The sequence below is a fragment of the Streptomyces sp. NBC_00989 genome, assembly GCF_045162655.1.
GTDB lineage: Bacteria > Actinomycetota > Actinomycetes > Streptomycetales > Streptomycetaceae > Streptomyces.
Genome location: NZ_CP108728.1, coordinates 10,212,744 through 10,237,770 on the forward strand (window position 1 = coordinate 10,212,744; position 25,027 = coordinate 10,237,770).

The 25,027-nt window shown below is 70.0% G+C and carries 21 protein-coding genes; 13 read left to right on the top strand and 8 right to left on the bottom strand.

Translation table 11 applies throughout. The features are described 5' to 3' along the window. Positions 1-7 precede the first annotated feature (7 nt). The gene (locus OG714_RS45985) at positions 8-802 is read left to right on the top strand and encodes an SDR family NAD(P)-dependent oxidoreductase (RefSeq protein WP_406130179.1); all 795 of its coding nucleotides are present in this window, start codon (positions 8-10) and stop codon (positions 800-802) included. A gap of 7 nt (positions 803-809) precedes the next feature. On the opposite strand, the gene OG714_RS45990 is transcribed toward OG714_RS45985, so the two are convergent. Continuing rightward, complete coding sequence (locus tag OG714_RS45990) at positions 810-3,506, bottom strand: ABC transporter permease subunit (RefSeq protein ID WP_406130181.1); 2,697 nt, start codon at positions 3,504-3,506, stop codon at positions 810-812. A 142-nt stretch (positions 3,507-3,648) separates the two neighbouring features. Here OG714_RS45990 and OG714_RS45995 point away from each other — a divergent pair, with 142 nt between their 5' ends. The 4 genes from OG714_RS45995 to OG714_RS46010 all read left to right on the top strand — a co-directional run bounded on the left by OG714_RS45995 (position 3,649) and on the right by OG714_RS46010 (position 8,405). Next, positions 3,649-4,887, top strand: a complete 1,239-nt coding sequence (locus OG714_RS45995) for an ABC transporter substrate-binding protein (protein WP_406130182.1) — start codon at positions 3,649-3,651, stop codon at positions 4,885-4,887. Between the two features lie 75 nt (positions 4,888-4,962). Continuing rightward, positions 4,963-5,667, top strand: coding sequence for an ABC transporter ATP-binding protein (locus OG714_RS46000; RefSeq protein WP_406130184.1), 705 nt, complete (start codon positions 4,963-4,965; stop codon positions 5,665-5,667). Positions 5,668-5,685: 18 nt separating this feature from the next. Continuing rightward, entirely contained in the window at positions 5,686-7,029 is a 1,344-nt protein-coding gene (locus OG714_RS46005; RefSeq protein ID WP_406130185.1) for a hypothetical protein, read from the top strand. Further along, positions 7,026-8,405 (top strand): acyl-CoA reductase, encoded by a 1,380-nt coding sequence (locus tag OG714_RS46010; RefSeq protein WP_406130187.1) that lies wholly within the window; start codon positions 7,026-7,028, stop codon positions 8,403-8,405. The genes OG714_RS46005 and OG714_RS46010 overlap by 4 nt, the downstream gene beginning before the upstream one ends. A gap of 170 nt (positions 8,406-8,575) precedes the next feature. Here OG714_RS46010 and OG714_RS46015 read toward each other — a convergent pair whose 3' ends face one another. Continuing rightward, positions 8,576-9,682, bottom strand: a complete 1,107-nt coding sequence (locus tag OG714_RS46015) for a sugar ABC transporter substrate-binding protein (protein ID WP_406130189.1) — start codon at positions 9,680-9,682, stop codon at positions 8,576-8,578. Positions 9,683-10,101: 419 nt separating this feature from the next. On the opposite strand from OG714_RS46015, the gene OG714_RS46020 reads away from it, so the two are divergent. The 6 genes from OG714_RS46020 to OG714_RS46045 all read left to right on the top strand — a co-directional run bounded on the left by OG714_RS46020 (position 10,102) and on the right by OG714_RS46045 (position 16,248). After that, positions 10,102-10,641 (top strand): hypothetical protein, encoded by a 540-nt coding sequence (locus tag OG714_RS46020; RefSeq protein ID WP_406130191.1) that lies wholly within the window; start codon positions 10,102-10,104, stop codon positions 10,639-10,641. A 207-nt stretch (positions 10,642-10,848) separates the two neighbouring features. Next, on the top strand, positions 10,849-12,603 hold the full coding sequence (locus OG714_RS46025; RefSeq protein ID WP_406130193.1) for an esterase: 1,755 nt from the start codon (positions 10,849-10,851) through the stop codon (positions 12,601-12,603). A gap of 112 nt (positions 12,604-12,715) precedes the next feature. Then, positions 12,716-13,591: a PhzF family phenazine biosynthesis protein gene (locus tag OG714_RS46030; protein ID WP_406130195.1), complete on the top strand. Its 876-nt coding sequence runs from the start codon at positions 12,716-12,718 to the stop codon at positions 13,589-13,591. A 44-nt stretch (positions 13,592-13,635) separates the two neighbouring features. Continuing rightward, positions 13,636-14,415, top strand: coding sequence for a DUF1963 domain-containing protein (locus tag OG714_RS46035; protein ID WP_406130196.1), 780 nt, complete (start codon positions 13,636-13,638; stop codon positions 14,413-14,415). Continuing rightward, positions 14,409-14,531, top strand: coding sequence for a hypothetical protein (locus OG714_RS46040; RefSeq protein WP_406130198.1), 123 nt, complete (start codon positions 14,409-14,411; stop codon positions 14,529-14,531). Before OG714_RS46035 ends, OG714_RS46040 begins: the two co-directional genes overlap by 7 nt. A gap of 481 nt (positions 14,532-15,012) precedes the next feature. Beyond that, positions 15,013-16,248: an acyl-CoA dehydrogenase family protein gene (locus OG714_RS46045; protein WP_406130200.1), complete on the top strand. Its 1,236-nt coding sequence runs from the start codon at positions 15,013-15,015 to the stop codon at positions 16,246-16,248. Positions 16,249-16,333: 85 nt separating this feature from the next. Here the strand turns inward: OG714_RS46045 and OG714_RS46050 are convergent, their stop codons facing one another. The 6 genes from OG714_RS46050 to OG714_RS46075 all read right to left on the bottom strand — a co-directional run bounded on the left by OG714_RS46050 (position 16,334) and on the right by OG714_RS46075 (position 20,687). Then, on the bottom strand, positions 16,334-16,930 hold the full coding sequence (locus OG714_RS46050; RefSeq protein WP_406130201.1) for a GAF domain-containing protein: 597 nt from the start codon (positions 16,928-16,930) through the stop codon (positions 16,334-16,336). A 31-nt stretch (positions 16,931-16,961) separates the two neighbouring features. Beyond that, positions 16,962-17,564 (bottom strand): ATP/GTP-binding protein, encoded by a 603-nt coding sequence (locus OG714_RS46055; protein WP_043677399.1) that lies wholly within the window; start codon positions 17,562-17,564, stop codon positions 16,962-16,964. Continuing rightward, entirely contained in the window at positions 17,542-17,919 is a 378-nt protein-coding gene (locus OG714_RS46060; protein ID WP_384149189.1) for a DUF742 domain-containing protein, read from the bottom strand. Before OG714_RS46060 ends, OG714_RS46055 begins: the two co-directional genes overlap by 23 nt. A 2-nt stretch (positions 17,920-17,921) precedes the next feature. Next, positions 17,922-18,347: a roadblock/LC7 domain-containing protein gene (locus OG714_RS46065; RefSeq protein ID WP_384149512.1), complete on the bottom strand. Its 426-nt coding sequence runs from the start codon at positions 18,345-18,347 to the stop codon at positions 17,922-17,924. 50 nt (positions 18,348-18,397) lie between these two features. After that, positions 18,398-19,951 carry an ATP-binding protein gene (locus OG714_RS46070; RefSeq protein WP_406130203.1) on the bottom strand — a complete coding sequence of 518 codons (1,554 nt, stop codon included), beginning with the start codon at positions 19,949-19,951 and terminating at the stop codon, positions 18,398-18,400. A gap of 574 nt (positions 19,952-20,525) precedes the next feature. After that, complete coding sequence (locus tag OG714_RS46075) at positions 20,526-20,687, bottom strand: hypothetical protein (RefSeq protein ID WP_406130205.1); 162 nt, start codon at positions 20,685-20,687, stop codon at positions 20,526-20,528. A gap of 659 nt (positions 20,688-21,346) precedes the next feature. On the opposite strand from OG714_RS46075, the gene OG714_RS46080 reads away from it, so the two are divergent. Then, entirely contained in the window at positions 21,347-23,101 is a 1,755-nt protein-coding gene (locus tag OG714_RS46080; RefSeq protein WP_406130206.1) for a hypothetical protein, read from the top strand. A gap of 187 nt (positions 23,102-23,288) precedes the next feature. After that, positions 23,289-25,022 carry an LCP family protein gene (locus OG714_RS46085; protein WP_406130208.1) on the top strand — a complete coding sequence of 578 codons (1,734 nt, stop codon included), beginning with the start codon at positions 23,289-23,291 and terminating at the stop codon, positions 25,020-25,022. Positions 25,023-25,027: the final 5 nt, after the last annotated feature.

Sequence of the window (25,027 nt, forward strand, 5' to 3'; positions counted from 1 at the left end):
TTGAGTCATGGGACGACTCGACGACAAGATCGCGATCGTGACCGGAGCCGCGTCCGGCATCGGTGCCGCCACCGCCCGCCGCGTGGCGGCCGAGGGCGCCCACACGGTCGTGGCCGATCTGAACCTCGACGGAGCCAAGGCGGTCACGGAGGAGATCCGGGCCGCCGGCGGTTCCGCCACGGCGGTCCCGGTCGACCTGGGCGACATCGACTCCGTACGGGCCATGGTGGCCACGGCAGTTGAGACCTACGGCGGCCTCGACGTCCTGCACAACAACGCGGCCGCCACCCATCTGGCGGCCCGCCAGGACCTCGCCGTCCTGGAGGCGGACCCGGCGGTCTGGGACGACACGATGCGGATCAACCTGCGCGGCACCATGGTCGCGATCCAGGCCGCCGTCCCGCACATGATCGCCCGCGGCGCCGGCTCGATCATCAACACCTCGTCCGGCTCCGGTCTCGCGGGCGACCTGCGCAATCCCGCGTACGGCGCCTCGAAGGCCGCCCTCATCAACCTCACGCAGTACGTCGCCACCCAGTACGGCAAGCAGGGCGTGCGCTGCAACGCCATCGCCCCGGGGTTCATCGTCACCCCGGCCAGCGCCGGTTCGGCGCACGGGGCGATCCGGGAGAAGATGCTGCGGCATCACCTGACCCCGCGCCTCGGGCGGCCCGAGGACGTCGCGTCGGCGGTCGTCTTCCTCGCCTCCGACGAGTCCGCCTTCGTCACCGGGCACACCCTGCGCGTGGACGGCGGTCTGCTGTCCCATCAGCCGTACGTGGCGGACCTGCGGGACGCCTGACCCACCGTCAGGACGACGTCTCCGGCTCCAGGTCGCCCAGGTAGGCCGCCCGGACCGCCGGATCGCGGCGCACCTCGTCCGGGGTGCCGGCGCAGATCCGGCGGCCGAAGTCCAGCACCACGACCTGGTCGCAGACGCTCATCACCATGTCGACGTCGTGCTCGACGAGCAGCACCCCCATGCCCCAGTCCTCGGCGAGCCGGCGCACCAGCTGGGCCAGCTCCCGTGTCTCGTCGTCGGACAGCCCCGCCGCCGGTTCGTCCAGCAGCAGCACCGACGGCGAGGTGGCCACCGCCCGCGCGATCGCCAGCAACCGCCGCTCGCCGTACGACAGGTCGCCCACCGGCCGGTCCAGACTGTCCTGGAGTCCGAACTCCCGTACCGCGACGAGTACTTGGGTGGGCAGCGGGCGGCTGCCCGGACGGACCAGGTCGGTGAGCCAGGTCCACCGGCCCGGCCGCTCGCAGGCGGCGTAGAGGTTGTCCAGCACCGTCATGTCCTCGAACAGCTCCAGCGACTGGAAGGACCGGCTCAGCCCGGCCCCGGCCCGACGGTGCACCGGTACCCGGGTCACGTCCCGCTCGCCGAGGCGGACGCTGCCGGACGCGGTCCGGGTGAAGCCGGTGACGGCGTCGATCGCGGAGGTCTTGCCTGCGCCGTTGGGGCCGATGAGACCCACCACCCGGCCCGGCTCGACGTCCAGCGAGAGCCCGTCGACGGCGACGACACCGCCGTAGCGGACGGTGAGGTCGCGCACGTGCAGGGGGAGGGGCGCGGCGCGGGGGACGTCCGGCAGGGGAGCCGTCTCCTCCTCGGGTACGACGGCGGCGCGCTGCGGGCGCAGCTTTCGCTCAACTTTCCTCGCCTGCCTGCCGAGTTCCCTCCCGATGCCGTCCTGGTTGCCCACCAGGGTCAGCACCAGGATGATCCCGCCGATCAGCGGCATCCACTCGCTCAGCCCCGGCAGTACCAGGTCCCCGAAGCGGGCCCCGACCGTGCCCGCGCCGAACGTGGCGCCGAACAGCGGGCCGACGAGGAAGCCGACACCGCCGATGACGGCGAGCCCGAGCGCCGTGACGGAGTCGAAGCTCGCGAAGTCGGAGAACACCACCGACGTCGAGCGGAAGCCGGTCAGCACTCCGGCGAGCGCGGCGATGGCCGAGGACAGACCGAAGGCGTAGAGCTTGGCCGCGCGGACGTCGATGCCGAGGGCGGCGGCGGCCCGCTCGTTGGCCCGTACGGCGACGAGACGGCGGCCGGTGCGGCCGCGCCGGACGTTGGCGACCACGAGCGTGGCGACGACGAACAGGACCAGTACCACGGCGGCGTAGCGCTGCGGATGGTCGACGCCGGAGATGCTGATGCCGAAGAGCGTCTGGCTGCCGACCGCGATGCCGTCGCTGCCGGGCGTCGTCGACAGGTCGGTGTTCTGGAAGACCATCGCCTCCAGGGTGGTACCGAGCCCGAGCGTGATGATCGCGAGATTGACCCCGCGGGTGCGCACGGCCGGCAGCGCGAACAGCAGGCCGATCGGTACGGTCCCCAACACGCCTGCCAGGAGGGCGAGTTCGAAGGGCCAGCCCCAGTCCGCCGCCGCGTGCCCGGCGATGAAGGCGCCGGTCCCGGCGAGGGCGTAGGCCGCGAGCGACACCTGGCCCGCGTAACCGGTGACCACGATGATCGACAGGATGATCAGCGAGAGCACCAGCGTGCTGGTGATCGCGTCGGCCCACAGCGGGGTGGACAGGCTCACGAGCACCAGCCCGACCACCACGGCCAGCGCGAGCGGGACGGGGCGCACCCTGCCGGTGCCCAGCGCCGGGAGGCGGTCGAGGAACGTGCCGCGCAACGGCAGCGCCCGGCCGCGCGCGACCAGCACCAGGGCGATGAACAGGAACGGCACCGACGAGGCGAGTCCCGTGACACCCGAGCCGAAGCGCGTCAGTTCGGACTGCGCGACCCCGATGACCAGACCGCCCGCCAGGGTGACCGGGAACGACGAGAACCTGCCGACCAGGGCGGCCGCGAGCGCGCTCAGCAGCAGCGTGGTCAGCCCGGTCACCGACAGACCGATCACCGGCACGATCAGGATGGCCGTGAGCCCCGCGAGTGCGGAGCCCAGCGCCCAGTTGCCGGCGGCGATCAGATCGGGGGACCAGCCGAGCGCGGCGGCGGCGCCCTCGTTCTCGGCGACCGCGGTGGTGCCCAGGCCGAACAGGGTCCGCCGGTACAGGAGATGGAGCACGGCCGTCACGGCGAGCGCGATGCCGAGCAGCCAGACGCGGTCCTCGGAGACCGTCGCCCCGGCGATCGTCAGCAGCCGGGTGGGCAGCTTGCCCGGCACCAGTTGCAGGCTGTCGCCGTAGCGTTTGACGGCGATCGCGGTGAGCACGATGAACACCGCGAGGGTGCCGACCAGCCGGGCCAGGGTGGACGCCCTCCGCAGCGGGCGGATCACCAGCAGGTGGGTGAGCACGCCCAGTACGGCGGAGGTGAGCACGCCGCACGCGGTGGCGGGCCAGTACGGCACGCCGTGGTTGACGGCGAGCTCCCACTGGACGTAGGCGCCGGCCATCCCGATCGCGCCGTGCGCGAAGTTCAGGACACCGGAGCCCCGGTAGACCAGCACGATGCCGTGCGCGGTGAGCGCGTAGAGGGCGCCGAGCCCCAGGCCGAGCAGGGCGAAACGCAGGACGTCGTCCATCCGAGGAACCTCCCAGACACGGGGCGAGACAGTGCATTCATTTAAATAATTGTGCCGAGAGTACTTCACTAACCCAAAAATGCGCCCCATGCTGTTCGGCATCTCGACGTCGCCCACTTTGGGCGCGAGCCCCGGAGGGACCATGAACGACTCACGCCGACGCAGAAGCGCCGTGGCCAGCTGTCTCGCAGTGACCGGAGCCCTGCTCGCCGCAGGGTGCGGGGGAGGAGCGTCGGCCGACAGCTCGGCCGAGACCTCCTCGCTCAAGGGCACCCCGGTCAAGGTGATGGTCTGGGCGCCGGAGAACACCCAGGGCAGCGCCCAGCCCGGTATCCACCTCACCGCCACGGCCTACGAGAAGTGGATCAACGCCAACGGCGGGATCAAGGGAGGGCCCCTGAAAGTCGAGTTCTGCAACGAGAAGGGCGACCCCGACGAGGCCGAGAAGTGCGCCCAGCAGGCCGTCGCCGACAAGGTCGCCGCGGTCGTCGGCTCCTACAGCCTCGCCGGCGACCGCTACATGCCCATCCTGCAGAAGGCCGGCATCCCGTACATCGGCGGCACCGGCGTCTCCGCCGCCGAGTTCTCCAACCCGCTGTCCTTCCCGGTCAACGGCGGCACCCCGGTGGTGTTCGCCGCCCACGGCCGCCAACTGGTCGAGCAGGGCTGCAAGAAGATCACCGGCGTACGGTACGACGTGGCCGCCGCGGCCGTGGTCTCGCAGTTCCTCACCCTGGGCGTGACCTCCGCCGGAGGGGCGGCGCCCAAGGACCTCAAGGTGCCGCTCACCGCAACCGACCTCGCCCCGCAGGTCGCCGCGACCAAGGGCAGCGACTGCGTGAGCGTCATCCTGGGCACCGCCTCCGACCTGTTCGTGAAGTCGTACGTCCAGTCCGGCGACAAGACCAAGCTCGCCAGCGTGGTCGGCAACCTCACCCCGCAGCTGGCCGCCAGCACCGGCGGCAGCGGCAGCCCGCTGGAGGGCGCAGCCGTCACCGGCTACTACCCGCCGACCTCCGACGCCGTCTGGAAGGACTTCGTGACGGCGGCCAAGGGCAAGGACATCGACACCACCAACGGCGCCAACGCCACGACCTGGGTGGCCTTCAAGGTCTTCACCGAGGCCGCCAAGAAGCTGCCGACGATCTCCGCCAAGGCGCTCGTGCAGGAGCTGAACACCACCTCCGGCATCGACACCGGAGGCCTGACCCCGCCCCTGAACTGGAAGGCGTCGACGGCCCTGCCGACCAAGGGGCTCGACCGCATCCACAACACGACCGCCACCGAACTCACCATCCGCGACGGGAAGATCGAGTGGGCCAAGGCCGGGTCGACCTTCGTCGACGTCCGCAAGGTGCTGACGGCCGCGTCGCACGGCTGAGCCCGCTTCGGTACGGCCGGCCGCCGTTCCCGGTCGACTTCGGTTTCCGGCCGACTCCGGTTGAGGAGAGACCTCGTGCACGACACAGATGTGCCCCTGATAGCGACCCGCGCCCTGTCCGCCGGATACGGCAGCCGACCCGTCGTGAGCGGCCTCGACCTGGAGGTCCGGCCGGGCGAGGTCGTCGCCCTGCTCGGCCCCAACGGCGCGGGCAAGACCACCACCCTCAGAGCGCTGTCCGGCGACCTGACCCCGATGAGCGGCGAGGTCCGCTGGCTGGGCACCCCCGGCCACGCACCCCTGCACCGGCGCGCCCGCGAGGGCCTCGCCTACGTCGGTGAACGCGCGGTCTTCACCCGCCTCGACACCACCGACAACCTACGGGTCGGGCGCGTGCCGCCCGACCGGGCCGTCGCGCTCTTCCCCGAACTGGAGAAACGGCTCAGGATCGGCGCGGGCATGCTGTCCGGCGGCGAGCAGCAGATGCTGTCGCTGGCGCGCGCCCTGTGCCGTACCCCCCGGCTCCTCCTGGCCGACGAACTCTCCCTGGGCCTCGCCCCGTTGGTCGTCGACCGCCTCCTGCGCGCCGTACGGGAGGCGGCCGACGAGGGCCTGGGCGCACTGCTGGTCGAACAGCACGTGCACAAGGTGCTCGACATCGCCGACCGCGTCTACGTCCTGCGCCGCGGCCGCGTCGTCATGACCGGCACCCCGAAGGAACTCCGCGGAGACCTCGACGCCATCGAGTCCTCCTATCTCGCCAAGAACCCGTCCTCATGACTGATGGAGGTGGTTGACGTGCTCAGCGCACGTGAGCAGATCCGGGCCCTCGTCCGGTCCGGTGACACATTCGACCAACCCGCCCGGGAACTGCGGGAGTTGCAGCTCGACGCGGCGCGTGAGGCCTTCGCCGCGCACCGCGAGCGCATTCCGCTGCTGCGCACCCGGGCGGAGGAGAGCGGCGTCCACGGGATCGAGAGCCCCGACGACCTCGTCCCCCTGCTGTTCTCCCACACCAGCTACAAGTCGTACCCTCTCTCCCTCATCACCGGTGGCCGGTGGGACCGGCTCCTGCGCTGGTACACGACGGTGTCGGTGGTCGAGCCCGGCGATGTCGACGTCGAGGGCGTGACCGACATCGACGAGTGGACCGACCGCGTCACCGCCGCCGGCCACCGCCCGTACATCACCAGCGGCACCTCGGGAAAGGTCTCCTTCCTCAACTGCGACGCGAGCGACCTGGGTTTCCTGCACGACATCCTGGAGAACCTCACCTGCTGGCCCGACCCGCTGCCGCCCGAGCAGACCCGCCGCGGCTACCTCCTCGCACCGGCGAGCGGCCCGATGCGCTCCATCGACGGCTACCGCTGGCACGCGGACGTCTTCGTCCGCCCCGGCGAGACCCGGCTGCTCACCCAAGACCCCATGCGGGTCTCGGAGTTGATGAGCAGCGCCCTGCTGCGCCGCCGCATGGCGGAAGGCACCGCCACCCCGCAGGAGATCAGCTCCTTCGAGGCCGCGTCCGGGTCCCGCGAGGAGGAACTCGGCGCGGCCGTCGCCCAGATCGTCGACGACATCGCCGCCCACCGGACCGAGCCCCTCCTGATCGCCGGGATGAACAACCAGCAGTTCACCCTGATCCAGGCCCTGCGCGCCCGGGGCGTACCCGACGGGAGCCTCCACCCCGACACCCTGGTCCTCAGCGGCGGCGGCAACAAGAACGGGGTCCTGCCCGACGACTACCAGCAGCAGTTCGCCGCCTTCTACGACGGCGTACGGCGCGTGCGCAGTTACGGCATGACGGAGCTTCAGGGCTCCTGCCTGGCCTGCGAGTCGGGCAACTACCACATACCGCCGTGGGTGATCCCGCTGATCCTGGACGAGCCGGGCGAGAAGCTGCTCAACACCGAACAGGGCGTGGTGGAAGGCCGGTTCGCCTTCCTGGACGTCTCGCTGGAGGGCCGCTGGGGCGGACTGATCAGCGGAGACCGGGTCCTCGTCGACTTCTCGCCCTGCGACTGCGGCCGGGCGGGACCGGCCGTCCTGCCGGACATCCGGCGCTACGGCGACCTGGGCGGCGAGGACAAGATCACCTGCGCCGCGACACTCGACTCCTATGTGCGGGGGATGATCCACGGATGAGCACCACGACCGAGACCGAGGTCGTGCACGTGGTGCGCGGCGAGGTCGACCACGGCTCACCCGTCGCGTACGGCCGCGCCGGCTCGGCCTTCACCGCACCGGCACTCGACCTGGACCGCCTCGTCTGGCCCCGCACCGAACCCGGCCCCGCCTTCCACGTGCCCGTCGCGGAGATCGTCGACCTGCTGGTGGAGACCGGCGAGGCCCTCAAGGCGGACCGCGAGGGCCTGCTCGCCGAAGCCCTCGACCGCATGGTCCGGGTCAGCCCGCTGCCCGCCGAAGTCCTCGAACGCGCCTACGCCCTCCTGTGGCGCAGCTTCCAACGGCCGGGCCTGTACGCCCAGATCGACCACGAACTCGGCGGCGCGGACGTGCTCGACGGCTGGCGCGAGGTACGCCTGCCCGACGACCGGACCGCGTCCATCCGCGCGTTCCCGCCGCGCCTGGTGCACATCATCGCCGGCAACGCCCCGGGCGTCGCCGCGATGTCCGTCGTGCGCGGCGCCCTCACCAAGGGCGTCAACCTGCTGAAACTGCCCTCGAACGACCTGTTCACCGCGACCGCGATCCTGCGCACGATGGCTGCGGTGGCCCCCGGCCACCCCGTGGTCCGCTCGTTCTCCGCGGTGTACTGGCGCGGCGGCGACGAGACGGTGGAGAGCGTGCTGTTCCGCCCCCAGTTCTTCGACAAACTGGTCGCCTGGGGCGGCGAGTCCACGATCCGCGGCGCGCTGCGGTACGTCGGCCCGGGTTTCGAACTCGTCTCCTTCGACCCCAAGACCTCCATCTCGCTCATCGGCCGCGAGGCCTTCGAGTCCCCCGAGGCCCTTGCCCGAGCCGCCGACGCGGGCGCCACCGACGCCACCTTCTTCAACCAACAGGCCTGCGTGGCCAGCCGCTTCCAGTTCGTCGAGGGCTCCTGGGCTGACGCCGACCGCTACGCCGCCCTGCTGTGCGAACGCCTGGGCGTGGCAAGGGAGTTCAGCTCGGCCGGCGGTCCGCGGGTCGCCGCGGAACTCCGCGAGGAGATCGACGTCCTGCGCTCCCTGACACCCGACTACCGGGTGTGGGGCGACTACGACGGACGGGGCCTGGTCATCCGCTCGCCCGAACCGGTCGACTTCCACCCCGACGGAAAGATCGTCGACGTCGTCCCCGTGGGCGCGCTGACGGAAGCGGTCGCGCACGCCGGAGTCGCCACCCAGACGGTCGGCGTGTACCCGGACACCCGCAAGGCGGAACTGCGCGACGCCCTCGCCTGCGCCGGAGTCCAGCGCGTGGTCTCCCTCGGCAGGGCGGGCGGAATGCCGCCGGGCCTCTCCCACGACGGCTTCTACCCACTGCAACGCCTCATGCGCTGGGTGAACGACGAGTGACACGACGGACCCGCGCCCCGGTGGGAGCATGCCGCCGCTCCAACCGGCGCGGGCCCGGCCTCAGTTCAGCGCGTCACCGACGAGGGCGAAGAACGCGGTGAGGGTGATCCGGAGGCGGGTGAGGCCGGTGCCGGTGCCGGTGCTGGGGCAGGGCTCGCGGCCTGTGGCCGCTACTTCAGGCCGATCGCGGCGCAGGCCGCCGCGTACTCCGGGGTGCAGATGTCCTTGACGGAGTAGATGCCGTCCGCGATGACCGTGTCCTCGATGTTGTCCTTCGTGAGCGCGACCACCGGCACCAGCATCGTGGGGATCTTCTTCTCGGTGGGGCTGTCGACCGTGTCGCGGGTCAGCGCGTCGAACTGGATGTCGCGGCCCTGGACCTTGTACACCGCCATCTCCGCGGCGCGGGTGGCCTCTTCCGGGAACGGCTTGTACGCGGTCATGTACTGCTCGCCCGAGACGACCCGCTGCACCGCGTCCAGGTTCGCGTCCTGGCCGGTCACCGGCGGGATCTTGGTGGCACCCGCATCCTTGAGCGCCTTGATGACGGCGCCCGCCAGGCCGTCGTTGGCCGCGTAGACCGCGGCGATGTCGTCGAGGCCGACGGCCTTGATCGCCTTCTTCATGTTCGCCTCGGCGACCGCCGGCGACCATTTCTCGGTGTCGTACTCCTTGGCTATCTTGACGTTGTTCTCAAGTTCGCCGAGGGCACCGTCCTTGAACTTCGCGTAGTTCGTGTCGGCGGGGTCGCCGTTCATCATGACGATCTCGCTGGACGCCGCCTTGTTGCCGAGCGCCGTGATGATGGCGCGGGCCTGGATCTCGCCGACGAGTTCGTTGTCGTGCGATACGTACGCGTCGATCGGACCCTCGGCGAGCCGGTCGTAGGCGATGACCGGGATACCGGCGTCCTTCGCCTTCTGGACGTCCGCCGCGATGGCCTTGGCGTTCAGCGCGTCCACCAGGATGACGTCGACCTTCTGGTCCACCATCCGCTGGAACTGCTGACTTTGTTTGTCCTGGCTCGCGTCGGCGTTGGCGTAGACGACCTTGCCCTTGCCGTTGGTGAGGGCGGCGACCTCTTTCGTGATCACGGGGTGGTCGAAGTTCTCGAAGCGAGAGGTGTCCTTGTCGGGCAGGAGCAACCCCACCGTGATGTCGTCGCCCTTCTTCGGGGACGCGGAGCTGTCGCTTCCGCCGACTCCGTCGATGACGCCGCACGCGGTGAGTGCCAGCGCGGACGCGGAGGCGGTCAGGGCTGTCGCGAGACGACGCACGGGGATTCCACAAAGGGCGGGAGCGCTCACGTCGGGCGCCTTTCGAGTGTGAGGGGAGTGGGGCGGCTTCGGGTGGTGGTGGTCGATGTCCGGTGAGAAGTCGCTGCCAGGCAGGGGGGGATGTGCCCCTTGCGTCCGCGGGGGCGGGAAGGCTTCGACACGGCCTCCGCGATCGGGAGAAACTCCTTCGCCTGTGCGATTCCTGTCTCGGTCCGTCACCGTCGCACTTCCTTGATGTGGACGGGGTGGTGATCACGGAGAGAGGTTGTGGCGGTTCCGGTGACCCCGTTTGATGCGACGTCTGATTCGACCAACGCCCCCTCGGCTCCCCTTGCGGAAGTGGTAACTCCGCCCAGGCGGAGGGCAGAACGGAGCCATGCAAAACGACAAAGCCCCAACAACTCCCTGGAGGTGGTGACTTGACCGTCATCGTCGGTCTGGTCCATCGCGAACGTGTCCACCTCGCCGGGGACTCCGCGGGCAGCAGCGGGTCGCAGCTCACGATCCGCCGTGACCCGAAGGTCTTCACCAACGGTCCCTATGTACTCGGGTTCACGACGTCGTTCCGTATGGGGCAGCTTCTCCACCACGCATTCGAGGCCCCGCATCCCGAGGGTGACCTCGACCGCTTCATGGCCACGCGCTTCATCAACGCCGTCCGCGCGTGCCTCAAGGAGGGTGGATGGGCCCGCAAGGACTCGGAGCAGGAACAGGCGGGCGTCTTCCTCGTCGGCGTCCACGGCCGTCTCTTCGAGATCCACGGCGACTACCAGGTCGGTGAGCCCGTCGAGGGATACGCCGCCGTGGGATCCGGGGACGACCTGGCTCTCGGCGCCCTGCACGCCACCGCCGAACTCGGCCTCAAACCGCGCGAACGCCTCACCGCCGCCCTGCGTGCCGCAGACCACCACAGCACGTACGTCTCCGCCCCGTACACCTACGTAAAGACGCCCCGCTGAACCATTCCCGCGGCTTCGCATACGCGTCGGTGCACCTTCTAACAAAACTATCATCGAAATTGTTAACAATATTGGCGTCCATCTCACGCTCCCGCCCTACAGTCTGGGACTCGTATGAGCCGCACAGCCCGACCTGCCCTCGGCGTCGCCGGGGTGGTGCGCGGGTCGGCTGTGACCACGAATCCCGCTGTACAAGGAGGCCCACGGGTGGACATCAACCGCAGAACTGTGATCCGGAGCGCCACGGGCGTCGCGGCCCTGGCCACGTTCGGAGTCGCCGAGGGCACGGCAGGCACGGCTTTCGCCGCCACCTCGTCGTCGGGCAGCACGTCGACCACGTCCTCGGCGTACTCGCTGGAGTTCGACGCCACAGCCTGGTCGTACGACGCGACCAACGACGTGTACTACCAGATCGGAAAGGTGTACGTCGGGAACCCGGCCGCCACGGACTACGAGAACCTGTCGATCTACGTGCCGGGCGCCTATCTGACGGCCACGGCGAACAGCGACGGGACCACGTACACCGCGAAGGCCAACCCGAAGGGCACCGTCGGCGCGTACTCGGGACGCACGGCGCCGATCGTGATCCCGGTCAACACCCCCGGCTACGCCCAGCAGGCACCGGCCACGTCGTACAACTACAGCAGCGTCTCGGAGTACCTGGAAGCCGGGCTCGTCTACGTGTGGCCGGGTCTGCGCGGCCGGGACAGCTCGACCAGCACCCGCTCCGACGCGGCCCCCTGGGGCGTCACCGACCTGAAGGCCGCGGTCCGCTTCCTCCGGTACAACCGGAGCGTCCTGCCCGGCAGCACGGACGACATCGTCCTGTTCGGCATGAGCGGCGGCGGCGCCCAGGACACCGTGGCGGGCGCCTCCGGCGACAGCTCCCTGTTCCACCCGTACCTGCGCACGATCGGCGCGGCGATGGAGGACGCCCAGGGCCGGCCCCTCAGCGACGCGGTCGCCGGTGTCATGGCCTGGTGCCCGATCACCAACCTCGCCGAGGCCAACCTGTCCTACGAGTGGAACATGGGCCAGTTCGCCTCCACCAGCACGCGCGCGTCCACCACGTGGACCAGCGCCTACTCGGCGGACCTCGCGAAGGCCTGGCCCAAGTACCTCAACCGCCTGGGTCTGCGCGACGAGCACGGCAGGCGCCTGGAGCTGACCGGGTCGAGCAACGGCACCTACCTGTCCGGCAGTTACTACGACCACCTGATCGGGGTGATCACCACCTCGCTGAACAACTTCCTGTCCGACAACACCTTCCCGTACACGATCACCACCCAGGGCGGCCCGCCCGGATCGGGCCAGACGGGGACCTCGACCACGTACGAGACGGTCGCCGACTACATCGCCTACCTCAACACCGACAGCACCTGGGTCACCTACGACGCCACGACCAACACCGCCACGGTGTCCGGCCTCGAAGGCTTCGTGAACAGCCAGAAGACCGCGAACAAGCCGGTCGGCGCGTTCGACGGATACTCCCGCGGGCAGGGCGAGAACAGCGTCTTCGCGATGGGGCTGGGCGTCCCGTCGCACTTCGCGCCGCTCACACGGGACGTCATCAAGGCGAACGAGACGACGTACGCCACGTACTCCGACTGGAACACCGACTACGGCGTCTCGGCGTACGACAGCGACTTCGCGAAGAAGGACAGCGTCGGCAAGGACATGGCCTGGCGGGGCGACGCGTACAACCCGCTGTACTTCCTCTCGCCCGCCTTCGGCGGCTACCGGCAGTCGCAGGTGGCGCGGCACTGGCGCATCCGCACCGGCATCATGCAGGGCGACACGGCCAACACGACCGAGATCAACCTCCAGTTGGCCCTGCTGAACTACGGCATCCGCGACGTCGACTTCGCCACGGTGTGGGCCCTGGCACACACCATGGCCGAGCGCACCGGCGACTCGACGACGAACTTCATCAGCTGGGTGGAGTCCGTGGTCAAGAAGTGATCGGCGGCTAGGACACCCGGGGCGCCCGACCGGCAAGCTCCGGTCGGGCGCCCGGCACCATCTCCGCTCACATCCGGGGAATGGCCGCAGGCCCACCCCGGTTGCCACGGTCATGACGACGAGTGCGCCACGCCCCGAGGTTCTGCGATACACCGCCTTCTCCAGCGACCCGGCCGGCGGAAACCCCGCGGGCGTCGTCCTGGACGCCACCGCTCTGGACGACAGCGCCATGCTGGCCATCGCCGCAGAGCTCGGGTACTCGGAGTCCGCGTTCCTGACCGCGCCCCCGGAGGGCCTCGGCGGTGAGGAGGGGCGGGCGTACACCATCCGGTACTTCAGTCCCAAGGCCGAGGTGCCGTTCTGCGGCCACGCCACCGTCGCGACCGCCGTGGCGCTCGCCGAGCGGGTGGGCCCCGGGGAGCTGGTGTTCGCGACACGCGCCGGCACCGTGCCGGTGGAGGTGGTCGAGGAGGGCGGGACGCTCCGGGCCACGCTCACCAGCGTCGAACCGCACGTCGAGGAGGTCACCGCCGCCGATCTCACGGAGGCGCTCGCCGCGCTCGGCTGGCCGGAGGCCGACCTCGACCCGGCCTTCCCGCCCCGTATCGCCTTCGCCGGTGCCCGTCATCTCGTACTCGCGGCGGCGACACGCGCCCGACTCGCCGATCTCGCCTACGACTTCGCCCGCCTCGAAGCCCTGATGCACCAACTGGACCTGACCACCGTCCAGTTGGTGTGGCGGGAGTCGGCCACCGTCTTCCACGTCCGTGACCCCTTCCCCGTCGGCGGCGTCGTCGAGGACCCGGCGACCGGCGCCGCGGCCGCCGCGTTCGGTGCGTACGCGCGTCAACTCGGCCTGGTTCCCCAGGACGTCGCCCTCACCCTGCACCAGGGCGAGGACCTCGGCCGCCCCGGCGAACTCGCCGTGACGCTGCGCGCGGGCGACCCGCGCGTCCGTGTGGGCGGCGCGGGAGCACGCATCGGCTGAAGGCGCCGGCCTCCATGTCAGTGGCCCATGGCACGATCCCGGGCATGACATCGACCGACGAAGCACTTCTTCTCGAGACGGCCGCCAAACACGGCGTTCCCGGGCCCGTCGTACGGAAGTTGATGGCCCGGGCACGGCCGTGCCTCTACCTGGTGCCGTACGAAGAAGTGCCTGAATCCCGTCGGGAGAACGTCCGTCCCGCCGCGCGGACGGGCGGGCTTCCCGCGCTGCCGGACGGGGTGGACTGGCCCGACGGGAGGGAGCCGCTCGTGCTGAGCGTCGACTGCGCGGCCCTGCCGCACGGCGTGCTGGACATCGAACTGCCCGCCGATGGGCACCTGTTGTTCTTCACGGAGATCGAGTACCCGCCGGAGCGCTCCGCGGTGCTCCACATACCGGCCGGAGTACGCACGACGGAGCACCCCGCGTCGTACGAACTGGGCGGTGAGGTCGGGGAGATCAGGGTCTATGAACCACGCACCCTCTATCCCGTCGCCGGACTGACCTTCGACGGCGAGTGGGAAGGCGGCCCGCAGATCAGCGAGTTCCTGGACGCTGACGGTGGCCAGGACGCGCTGGACGGTTTCGAGGAAGCAGTCGGCGACCTGGCCTTCGGCGGGCATCGTCCCGGCGTCTGTGTGCAGCTCGGCGGGTTCTGCGACCCGTGGGACATGGCACCCGACACCGGCGAACTCGTGCTCTTCGCGCAGCTGGCCGGACAGGCGATCGACTACAACGTGTTCACCATGAACCTCATCGTGGGCACACGGCAGGACATCGCCGCCCGGGAGTACGCCGGGCTCCAGTACGAGCAGCAGTGCTGATCCCCCCTGGCCGGTCGCTGGTCGTCTTCACCGCGACCCCGGGTACGGAAAGCCACCGGGAACTCGCCCTCCTCGCGGTGCCGGGCACCGAGCGGTTCGCCACCGGCGCCGGGTGATCCGGTGCGTCCGGCGGTGTGGCCCGTGGGGCTGGAGTGACGTAAGCGCAGGTTGGTGCGACGGAACCGTCGCCTCCTCCCCGCGGAAGTGGCTGATGTTCGTCGGTTGAACGTAGGTCAGGGATCTGGGCGTGTCCACTTATCGGTCAGTCGGAACGTGACTGATTGTCGATGTGAGCTGTGCGACGTCTGTCCGGCATGTGCCTGGTGGGCAGGCCTCTGTCCGTATTGGGTGCCTGTTGTTCGCCCTTGGTCGGTTTCTCTTCGTGACGTGTCCGGATGAGACCATGTCGTGGCTCATATCGCACAGTTGGGAGTCCCCGCAAGGCGCCGGGTTTCAGTCAACCTCGTATGGTGATCTTGGCTGAGATGGGTCGACAAGTAGACAATATTTCGGGCAGGCGCCCAAGGGCGACGAACCACTGCCCGACGAACGACCTCCGGATCAAGCCGGACACGGAGGCAGCGTGCAGGAGGGGTTGTGGAACGCTATTTCACCAGCGGGTGGCACGAGGACCTGCGCCAACGGGTGCGCGAGTTCGCCGAACGCGAGGTACGTCCGCGGATAGCGGAGATGGAGAAGTCGCGCACGGTGGCGCGCGAGCTGTCCAGTCTCATCGCCCGGCAGGGCTGGATCGGCGTGACCATTGGGAAAGAGTACGGCGGAATGGGCGCCGGGCACCTTGCCAAGACCATCACCATCGAAGAACTCGCCCGTGTATGCGGTGCTATGGGAGCCATGGTTCAGGCCTCCCAGCTCGGTGTGGCAAAGATCATCCACTTCGGGAACGCGGAGCAGAAGCGGAAGTGGCTGCCGCGCATCGCCGCCGGCGCCTGCCTCCCGACCATCGCCGTCACCGAACCGGAGTCCGGCGGCCACGTGTTGGGGATGGGGAGCACCGCCGTCCGGGACGGTGACGACTACATCCTCAACGGCCGCAAGGTCTTCGTCGGCAACAGCCATGTCGGCGACGTCCACGGCGTCGTCGTACGCACCGGTGAGGGATCGAAGGGACTGTCGGCCTTCCTCGTCGAGTCCGACCGCCCCGGCTTCTCACTCGGTGAGCAGGTGCCCGCGATGGGCCTGCACGGCTTCAGCTTCGGCGAGATCATCTACGAGAACTGCCGTGTACCGGCGGCCAATCGGCTCGGCACAGAGGGCCAGGGCCTGGCCGTCGCCTACTCCTCCAGCATCCTCTACGGCCGGCCCAACCTCACGGCGGTCTCCCTCGGCATCCACCAGGCCGCCTTCGAGGAGACGACGGCCCTGTGCATCGAGCGCGAGCGCTTCGGAGCGCCGCTCGGCGACCTCACCAACATCAAGCTCAAGCTGGGCCGGATGAAGTCCCGGCTGATGACGGCCCGCCTGGCCGCCTACCACGCCGTCCACCTCCTCGACCAAGGGCTGTCCTGCGACGCGGAGTTGATGAACGCCAAACTCCTCAACGTCGAGGCGGCCGTCGACTCCGCCCGTGACAGCATGGAGATCCACGCCGCCAGCGGCCTGTTCACCGACCGCCCCGTGGAGCGCTATCTGCGCGACGCCCACCACATCTACGCCCCCGCCGGCACCTCCGACATCCAGCTGCTGAGGCTGGGCGAGGTGGCCCTCGGCACGGCCAAGGGCCAGTGGTCAGAGCGACTGGCCGACCTCGTGCGGACCGTCCAACCCCAGCGCCGGCTGGGGCAGTTGGAGACGGCCGGGCACGCGGGCTGAACACCGGGGAGCCACGGACACAGCGTCGTGCCCGCGGCTCCCGTACTTGAACGCCCTTGGCCCCGGCGGCCGTTGGGCAGTGGGCTCAGATCCCGCCCCGGGTCTCCATCGTGTGGAGCCGGTCGACCAGCTGCTGCGCCAGCGACTTGATCGTCGCCAGACCCTCGCGCCCCCACGGATGGGTGTCCGTGTCGACCACGCAGATCGTGCCCAGGGCCATGCCAGTCTTCCAGTCGATCAGCGGCGCGCCCATGTACGAGCGGATGCCTATCTCGTCCACGACGCTGTTGCCCGCGAACCGCGGGTAGTCGCAGACGTCCTCCAGGACCAGCGCCTTCTTGCGCACGACGACGTGCGGGCAGTACCCCTGATCACGCGTCATCGTCCGGCCGACCTCCGGCTGCTCGTCCGGCGCCAGCTGGACGCCCGGACGGCCACCGGCGTAGAGACCGGCGAAGTACTGACGGTTCTCGTCGATGAAGTTGACCATCGAGAACGGCGCGCCCGTGACCTGCGCCAGGTTGCGGGCGAACTCGTCGAACTCCGCGATCGGCGCGTCCCCGAGGCCGAGTTCGCGCAGCCGCGCCACCCGGGCGGCCGCCTCCCGGTCCTCGGGCGTCAGCAGCAGATGGCTGGTCGGGTCGTACGAGTTCTGGGTGGAGTAGGGAACCGGGGCTGACATGCAGGCTCCATTCGGTCACGTCGAGCAGGGCTCAGCGCGACGGGTAAAGCTCCGCGGGCGGGGTGCCGGGAGTCGAGGCGAGCAGATGCTGTACGAGGGCGATCAACACGCGGGTACCGGAGTTGCACTGCCGCGCGTCGCACATCACGACGGGTACGTCGGGCTTGAGGTCGAGAGCCGCGCGGATCTCGTCGGACTCGTAGTGATAGGAGCCGTCGAACTCGTTGACGGCCACGATGAAGCCGATGCCCCGTCGTTCGAAGAAGTCGACGGCGGCGAAGCAGTGGTCCAGTCTTCGGGTGTCCGCGAGCACCACGGCACCCAGCGCGCCGTTCGACAACTCGTCCCACATGAACCAGAAGCGCTCCTGCCCGGGCGTGCCGAACAGATAGAGGACGTGCTCCTTGTCGAGGGACATCCGGCCGAAGTCCATCGCCACGGTGGTGGTCGACTTGTCCTCGATGCCCACCAGGCTGTCGGTGCGGGCACTGACGGAGGTCAGCAGTTCTTCGGTGCTCAGCGGCTCGATCTCGCTGACCGCACCGACGAACGTGGTCTTGCCGACCCCGAAGCCCCCGGCGATCAGGATCTTCAGGGCGGTGGGGAAGGGGTCAGAGCCGCTTACGTAGTCCATGCAGCACCGCCTCCAGGAGGTTTCGGTCGGTCGGGGAGGCCGCCTCGACGGCACGCGGCGAGCGCAGGGAGAGCGCCTGATGCGTCACGAGGTCGGAGAGCAGAACTTTGGTGGTCACCGCGGGCAGGCGCAGATGGGCGGCCACCTCGGCGACCGAGATGGGCGCGTCGCACAGGGTGAGGACCTGGTCGTAGTCGGGCCCCAGATAGCTCTGTGGGCGGGTGCCGGTGGCCATCACCAGGGTGAGCAGGTCGAAGTGCGCCGAGGGGCGGGTACGACCGTTGGTGACGGTGTACGGCCGTATTAACCGCCCTGCCTCGTCGTCGAGCCACGACCCGTCCTCCGCGTCGGACATGGTCAGCGCCTCTGATCCATCGACGAGCCGGCCCCCTGCTGTCGGACCGGCGTGGCGAGATAGGGACGAACACTCTTGACCAGCATGGCCATTTCGTAACCGAGGACGGCCGCGTCGGCCTCCCGGTCGGCCAGCACGGCAAGACAGGCACCGGAGCCCGCGGCGCACACGAACAGCAGGGCGCTGTCCAGCTCCACGACCACCTGTCGCACATCGGCGCCCTGGGCGAACTGCGCGCCCGCACTGCGGGCCAGCGAGTGCAGACCGGACGCCAGGGCGGCCAGATGCTCGGCCTCGGCGGCCGTATCCAGCCCGTCTGCGGCCTTCGCGAGGCCGTCCGTGCTCAGCAGCACTGCGCTGCGTGTATAGGGGACCCTCTGGACGAGTCCCGCCAGGAGCCAGTCGAGGTTCTGCTGGCCGGCGTGCATGTCGCTCACGGTGGCGTTCTTCTCCTTAGTGCGAGTAACGGAGCCTGCGGTCAGCGAGCGCTGTCAGTGGGAGGCTCGTCGGGTTCGTTGTCGGCGAGGCTGACTCCGCGCCGGAACATGGCCATCAGTCCCGGATCGTGCTCGACCTCTTGTTCCTCGGTCTTGCGCGGGGCGGGACCCTCACGCAGCTCCGGTACCAGGTGCTCCTGTGCGTGCCGCTGGGGCAGCCGCGGCCGCTCGTCCCGGGACTCCCTGCCGTACGGCACGGACCCGCGCTCGCGCGGCGCCACCGGATCCACGGTCCGGGGGTGCGGCTGCTGCGGGTGCTGGTGCACGACGGGCATCGGCGCGTTCCCGGTGCGGGCCGGGGGCAGCGGCTGGCGGAACGTGGGCGGCGGAGCGGCGGGCTGGGCGGTCTGCGCGAGGGAGTGGTGGGCCGGAGCCGCCTGTACGGCCTGGTGGTGGGCCGGGGCGACCTGGGGCGGCCGGGACATGTCGGCGACCGCCTGGTGGTGCGACTGGGCGGGGATCTCGCCGGGGTCGTCACCCATCAGGCCGCGCGGGATGACCAGGATGGCCTGGATGCCGCCGTAGATGTTGCTCTGCAGCCGGACCGCGATGCCGTGCCGGCGGGCCAGCGCGGACACCACGTACAGGCCGATACGGCCGTCCGCGAGGAGCTTGCTGATGTCGATGCGGTCCGGCTCGGCGAGCAGGGTGTTGATGCGGGCCTGCTCCTGCGCGGGCATGCCCAGACCGCGGTCCTCGACCTCGACGGCGAGACCGGCGGTCACGCGCTGGGCGCGCATCAGCACCTGGGTCTGCGGCTCGGAGAACGTCGTGGCGTTCTCGACGAGCTCGGCCAGCAGGTGGATGACGTCGGCGACGGCGTGGCCGCGCAGGGTGCCCTCGATCGGGGGGACCAGCTTGACCCGGGAGTAGTGCTCGACCTCGGCGATCGAGGAACGCAGCACCTCGGTCAGCGTCACCGGGCGGGTCCACTGCCGGCGGGACACCGAGCCGCCGAGCACGGCGACGTTCTCCGCGTGGCGGCGGATACGGGTGGCGAGGTGGTCGACGTGGAAGAGACCCTTGAGCAGCTCCGGGTCCTCGACCTCGTTCTCCAGCTGGTCGAGCATGTTGATCGCGCGGTGCACCAGGGACTGCAGACGCCGGGCGAGGTTGACGAAGACCTCGACGCGCTCCTCGCTGTCCGGCGCGGAGGCCCGGGCGAGCTGAGCGGTCTGCGCGACGACGGTACGGGCCTGCCACAGGCCCACGCCTATCTCGTACGTGAGCCGGCCGAGCGGGTCGGTCCCCGACGGCGGCTGGTGCGTGAACGGCACCTGCTCCACCGGCTCGCCGCGCTCCAACCGCTGGAGCACGTCCTGGAGTTCGGCCTGCCCGGTGGTGACCGTACGGCGCAGCGACGCGTACTGCCGCGAGATCCCCGCGGCCTCGGAACGGCCGAGCCGCAGGCCCGCGAAGAGGATTCCGCAACCGAGCACGGCGGCGACGGCGAGCACCGTGTACGTGGTCCCGTCGGCGAACCCGCTCTGCGTGCGCAGCACGGTCAGGACGACGGCGGTGGCCAGGATCGCCATCGCGGCGGCGGGCAGTACGGCGAGCCGGACCGTGCGCGACCGAGTGGCCGAATCCGACGGTCCGTCCTGGACGGAGGACCGGGCGTGTCTGTTTCGCGCGGAGCTCGATCCAGACGTTCGATCAGGCTCCGAGGGCACAGCATAGGAGGGGATTTCGGGCATCGGAGTCCTCTCGATCAACCGGGTGGGACACACGGCGCGCAGCGCACATTAACCGTCAAGTCCGGTAAGGAATGCGACAGTTAACGGTCAGCCACCCTACGCCACCATCCTTAATGCGGTGTAATCACGTCACGTCTGACGCCCGAGCTGGCCTGCTGAAACGGTTCTCTGGTGGTTCCTATGAAGAGAACGGGGACTGTTTACGCGGCATAGGACCTATTTGCCGCATCCCGCAACGCACCGGAAATCCAGAGTTGGCACGACTGTCGTCTGCGGGAACCGCGAAGTTCGCCCAGCAAGACGGCCTGCGGGTGCGGGAGTTGGCGTGTACCTGCCCCCAACTGTGTGGAGAGGTCGCGGAGTTACCGTGCGTCCGCGGTGGCTGGATTCACGCCCTTGTCCGACGGGCCGATCACGGGGTGCGCTGCTCGCCGAGGTCGATGTGCCCGTCCGGCGTGGTGATGCAGGCGGCCACCACATCACTCGCGTGCAGGTAACGAGGGTTGCGGGCCAGGCTCTTGGTGAACATCTTCCACTTCACGGCCGGGGGCGGCAGTGCGCCGATCTTCTCCACTACTGCCGCAATGACAGGTCCCGCTCCTCCACCGCGGTCCACACCGGCAGCAACGCCCCCTTGAACAGCCCGAGTTCGACCTCGTGGGCGAGGACGTTCACGTGGGACGGCCGGAACCTCGCCGGTGTACCCCGAATTGCGTGCGTGGCTGCGGTAGTTGACCATCTGGGCGGCCACCCGGCAGGGCGTGGTGACCGGTGACAGCGCGACCAAGTCGGCGACGGGCGGGCCCGGTTCGCCCGCCGCGCACCACCCGCCAGCCCTCAGCGGTCCCCAGGGCGTTCGTGCTCATGGGGTCATCTGCCCCAACTCCGCTTGTGACCACCCTCGTTGAGGTACTTGGCGCCCGCGGTGATCGACGGCCGGGGAGCCCCGGTCGCAGCGCAGGAAGGCCGTCGTCGGACCCCGGTCGCGCGCCGAGATGCATGCTCGCCGTCGCGCTGGATGACGCGCGCGGCGGCCCGGCGAGCATTGCCCGACCTCGGCCGACACGTCAACCTGCCCTCACGTCAACCCGCCCTGTATGTCAGTACCTTCTTCCCCAGCTCTTTCCTTGCGCCGGTGAACCTCGGCGACTCCTTTCACCTCTACGACGTGTAGTGGAGGTTGCCCCGGAGCGAACTGCCGACCGACGGGGACGGAACGAGGAGAAGGACGCCATGGATGACGGTCCCCGCGCCGGCGGTGGTCTCCGGCTGAGGCGGCGCGACGCGCCCTCCCCGGCCGGGCCGCCGAGCACCCGGCCGCCCGCGACCGAGCCCGCCGCGCCCCAGCAACTGCACCGGGGGATGACGCTGATCGCCGCGATCAGCCTGTTCATCGGCACCCGCGACGCCTGGACGAGGGCGATGACGTCCCATCCGACCGTCGCCGCGATCATCTCCGTCTGCTACGCCGGGATACTCGTCGCGGGCGTCCTCGCCCTCACCACACGCACCCGGCGCGCCCTGACCCGGGTGGACGCCGGCGTCCTGCTGCTCGCCGTCGTGCTGGTGCTGTGCGGCTACTGGCTCAACCATGCCGGCACCGACGAGGGCGTACTCACCGCGCAGGCCGCCCACGAGATCCTGCACGGACACCCGATCTACGGGCAGCCCTGGCCGTGGCTGTTCGACCGTTCGACGGTCGGCATCACCAAGACCATGTCGGGCGGCGCCGACTACACCTACGGCTATCCGCCCCTGACCGCGCTGCTCGCCGCCCCCGTGCAGGCCGTGGTCCACTCGACGGCCGCCGCCACCCTCGTCACCACCGGCGCGCTGCTCGGCGGCGCCGTCCTGCTGTGGCGGGTGCTCCCGGCCCCCTGGCGGTCCGGCGGCACCGCCGTGTGCCTCGGCTTCGGCCTCCTGCCCGGCTACGCCTACTCCGGCTACCCCGCCGTCCTCGCCCTGGTGCTGCTCATCCCGGTGGTGGTCCGCTGGCCCGACACCGGAGCCGGCGGCCGGCTCGGGCTGCCCGGAGTGGCGCGGGCCCTCTGCCTCGGCGCGGCCTGCGCCACCCAGCAACTCGCCTGGTTCCTCACGCCGTTCCTCCTCATCGGCCTCTACGCCGTCCGACGCGGCGACCTCGGCCCCCGGCTCGCCCTCGGCGTGATCGCCCGCTACACGGGCACCGCCGCCCTGACATGGGCCGCGATCAACGCCTACTTCGCCACCCAGGACTTCCACACCTGGCTGCACGGCCTGCTGCTCCCGCTCACCCAGAAGGCGATCCTGCACGGCCAGGGCCTCATGGGGATCTCGTACTACTTCACCGCGGGCAGCAGGCACCTCGACTACTACTCCTACGGCAGCCAGCTGCTGCTGTTCGGCCTGCTCGCCGCCACGCTGCTCTTCGTGCGACGGCTCGGCCCGGCGATCACCGTGCTGCCCTGGCTGAGCTTCTACCTCGCCACCCGGTCCCAGGACGGCTACTTCCTGATGATGACCCCGCTGTGGCTCGCGGCGGCCGCCACCGTCCCGGCCTCCGCGCTCGCCTCGGCCTGGCAGCCCCGCATCCCGCACATCACCGGCCCCCGGGCCAAGGCCGTCCTCGCGGTGGGGCTCGTCACGCCCGCCGTGGTGTGCGTGACGGTCGCCGCGGCCGGCGCACCGCCGCTGCGGATGAACGTCACACCGAGCTTCGCGGAGCGGGCCGGCCACCTGGACATCACCGGTCTCGCGGTCCGGGTCGTCAACACCACCGGCACCCGGCTCACCCCCCACTTCGCCAGCCGCCTCGGACAGGGCGCCTCCGACTGGTGGACCGCCTCCGGCGGCCCGGCGACCCTCGCCGCGCACGCCTCCGCGACGTACGCCGTGAAGCCGCCCGGCGGTGTCCGGCGGGCGCCAGGCGGGTCGCATCCCCTCTTCTACCTCATCGCCGTGACCGGTACCCCGATGACCATCACCAGTGCACGGATTCCGATCAGTTGACCGAGTTTGACGTAAAAGGATATCCCGTAAATGAGAAAGGCCCTACAGGGTTCTCATCTGAGATTGTTATATTGCGCAACCACGCAAGCGAGACGGGAACCCCGCCTCGCTCGACCCGACACGGCCGCGCGCCCCTGGCCGCAGCATCGAACGGCCTGAACGGCCCGACCGTACGTGGGAGTGCCAGATGACCGACCTCGGGGACGGCCCCGTGGGACATGCCACGCGCAGCCGCACACGAGGCGTGCCCAGGCCGCGTGCGGGTGAGGCCGACGAACCGCTGCCCACCGGCGGCCGGGCCGCCGCCCGCGCCGCGGCCCGGCAGGCCCCGCGCGGCGGATCCCGCGCACGCGGCCGCACCGCCTCGCGCCGCCGCGCCAAGGAGACCTCGCGCGGCAAGCGGGTGCTGAAGATCAGCGCGATATCCCTGTCGGTGCTGATCATGGCGACCGCGGGCGGCGGCTGGTGGTTCTACGAGCACCTGAACGGCAACATCAACAGCGTCGCGATCGACGACGGCGCGGGCGGCGAGGAGAAGGCCGACGCCTTCGGCCGTACGCCGATCAACCTCCTGGTGATGGGCAGCGACGCCCGCAGCAGCGCGACCGACTGCAAGCTCGGCGGCGGCTGCTCGGCGACCGGTGTGCAGTCCGGGAACGGCAACGCGGACGTGGAGATGGTGGTGCACATCTCCGCCGACCGCTCGAACGCCACCGTGATGAGCATCCCGCGCGACACCATGACCCAGGTCCCCGCCTGCAAGGACCCGGAGAGCAGCCAGTCGACGGCCGGTTACTACGGCCAGATCAACAGCGCGCTGCAGTACGGCCAGGAGTGCCAGGTCAAGACCGTGCACGCGCTCACCGGCATCACCATCGACCACTTCGTGCAGATGGACTTCTCCGGCGTGGTGAAGATGTCCGACGCGGTCGGCGGTGTCTCGGTGTGCGTCGACGCCGACGTCTACGACACGTACTCGCACCTGAAACTCTCCAAGGGCACCCACACGCTCAAGGGCAACGCGGCGCTCGAGTTCGTCCGCTCCCGGCACGGCTTCGGCGACGGCAGCGACCTGGGCCGTACCGTCTCCCAGCACCTGTTCCTCAGCGCGATGATCCGCAAGTTCAAGAGCGCCGGCACGCTCACCGATCCCACGGCGGTCTACAACCTGGCCGACGCCGCCACCAAGGCGCTCACCGTGGACACCGGACTCGGCACCGTCAAGAAGCTCATCGGGCTCGCGGCGGACCTGGACAAGGTCCCCACGAAGCGCATGACGTTCACCACCATGCAGACCGGCGCCGACCCGAACAACGCCGACCGGGTCGTGCCCGCCACGGCGGCGAAGAGCCTGTTCGCGACCATCGCCAACGACCAGTCGCTGACCACGTCCTCCGGCAAGAAGTCCTCGGCGGCGACCGCGACCGCCACGGCGGTGGCCGTACCCGCCGCGCAGATCGCCGTGACGGTGGAGAACGGCACCAGCATCAGCGGGCGCGCCTCCGCGGTCGCGACCTCCCTGATAGACGGCGGCTTCAGCTCCGGCACCACGACCGGCAACGCCGGAGTCAGCGCGACCACGACCACGCTCACCTACGGCTCCGGGCAGAAGGCCCAGGCCCAGACGGTGGCGAGCGCGATCGGCCTCGCCTCCTCGCACCTCAAGCAGGGCACGGGCGCCGGCCTGACCCTGGTGATCGGCACGGACTGGCCCAGTGGTACGACCTACCCCGGCGCCACCTCGTCCCCGGCCCCCGCCGACACCAAGGCGGCCACCTCCAACGCCCAGGCCTCGACCGCCGACCAGTCGAAGTCCTGCGCCAAGGTCAGCACCTACAAGACGGTCAGCCTGAACGGCGTCCCGATGACCCCGACCCAGGCGTACCGACTGGCGACGAACAAGAAGGACTCGGCGTCCTGACCGAG

Coding starts and splice junctions, on each gene's coding strand:
- OG714_RS46065 (WP_384149512.1), bottom strand. CDS start 18,347: ATGCACGCCGGCCAGCAGAACCTCGACTGGCTCCTGGCGGGACTCGTC.
- OG714_RS46070 (WP_406130203.1), bottom strand. CDS start 19,951: ATGGCGATCCTGGCCACCGCCGTCGTCCTGACCGTGCTGCGCACGCAG.
- OG714_RS46085 (WP_406130208.1), top strand. CDS start 23,289: ATGACCGACCTCGGGGACGGCCCCGTGGGACATGCCACGCGCAGCCGC.
- OG714_RS45995 (WP_406130182.1), top strand. CDS start 3,649: ATGAACGACTCACGCCGACGCAGAAGCGCCGTGGCCAGCTGTCTCGCA.
- OG714_RS46050 (WP_406130201.1), bottom strand. CDS start 16,930: ATGTCAGCCCCGGTTCCCTACTCCACCCAGAACTCGTACGACCCGACC.
- OG714_RS45990 (WP_406130181.1), bottom strand. CDS start 3,506: ATGGACGACGTCCTGCGTTTCGCCCTGCTCGGCCTGGGGCTCGGCGCC.
- OG714_RS46035 (WP_406130196.1), top strand. CDS start 13,636: ATGACATCGACCGACGAAGCACTTCTTCTCGAGACGGCCGCCAAACAC.
- OG714_RS46030 (WP_406130195.1), top strand. CDS start 12,716: ATGACGACGAGTGCGCCACGCCCCGAGGTTCTGCGATACACCGCCTTC.
- OG714_RS46010 (WP_406130187.1), top strand. CDS start 7,026: ATGAGCACCACGACCGAGACCGAGGTCGTGCACGTGGTGCGCGGCGAG.
- OG714_RS46080 (WP_406130206.1), top strand. CDS start 21,347: ATGGATGACGGTCCCCGCGCCGGCGGTGGTCTCCGGCTGAGGCGGCGC.
- OG714_RS46055 (WP_043677399.1), bottom strand. CDS start 17,564: ATGGACTACGTAAGCGGCTCTGACCCCTTCCCCACCGCCCTGAAGATC.
- OG714_RS45985 (WP_406130179.1), top strand. CDS start 8: ATGGGACGACTCGACGACAAGATCGCGATCGTGACCGGAGCCGCGTCC.
- OG714_RS46060 (WP_384149189.1), bottom strand. CDS start 17,919: ATGTCCGACGCGGAGGACGGGTCGTGGCTCGACGACGAGGCAGGGCGG.